Genomic DNA, 794 nt, shown 5'->3' on the forward strand with positions numbered 1-794 from the left:
GGCCGCGGCCGCCACCGCCGCGGCGTGCTCGTTGCTCCTGCGCTCCACGCTCCGCATCGGCGCGACCGCGTCGCCCGCCCCGGCCGCTTCCCCGCGTTGACCCGCGGCAGCGACCACATCGTCTCGACATCCCGCTGGGAGGAACGATCCCCATGAATGGCCACCCGAGCAAACCGCGTCGGTCCGGTCGGATTCTGTCCTCGCTGGCTGCCAGCGCCGTCCTGCTCACGACGACCGCGACAGCAGCCCCGCCCGCCGCCGCGTCCGACCCTTGGTGGCTGGCGAAAACGCTGGCCTCCGACGTGACCGGCCCCAAGGCATGGCACCACCTGAAGGCGTTTTCCGAAGCGACTCACGCTCATGGCGGCAACCGCGTCTCCGGTTCCCCGGGCTACGACGCGGCCGCCGCATACGTGACCAAGACCCTGACCGACGCCGGCTATCAGGTGCGGCGCCAGGAGTTCACTTTCCCCGACTACGAAATGGTCGCGGAGACCGCGACCGAGACGGCCCCGGTCGGCCGGGAGCTGCATCCGCTGCTGGCCTACTTCTCCGTCTCCACCACCGAAGCCGGCATCTCCGCCACCCTCGCCGAACCGGCGGGAAAGGCGACCGGATGCACGCCGGAGGACTACACCGGCCGCGATGTCACCGGCAAGATCGTGCTCGTCGACGCCGGGGGCTGCGCCACTTCCCTCAAACAAGTCGTCGCCGCCGGCGCCGGTGCGGCCGCCCTGTTGATGAACGTGAACTACACCAACCCCACCATGAACATCCGGCATCGGATCGTGCCC

The 794-nt window shown here is 70.2% G+C and carries 1 protein-coding gene; it reads left to right on the forward strand.

The genetic code is table 11. The annotated features are described in order from the left end of the window. Window positions 1–152: 152 nt before the first annotated feature. The coding region (locus CFP71_RS42835) for a PA domain-containing protein (protein ID WP_341866915.1) at window positions 153–794 on the forward strand (642 nt) is incomplete at its 3' end.

This window comes from Amycolatopsis thailandensis, from assembly GCF_002234405.1.
In the GTDB taxonomy this organism is placed as follows: domain Bacteria; phylum Actinomycetota; class Actinomycetes; order Mycobacteriales; family Pseudonocardiaceae; genus Amycolatopsis; species Amycolatopsis thailandensis.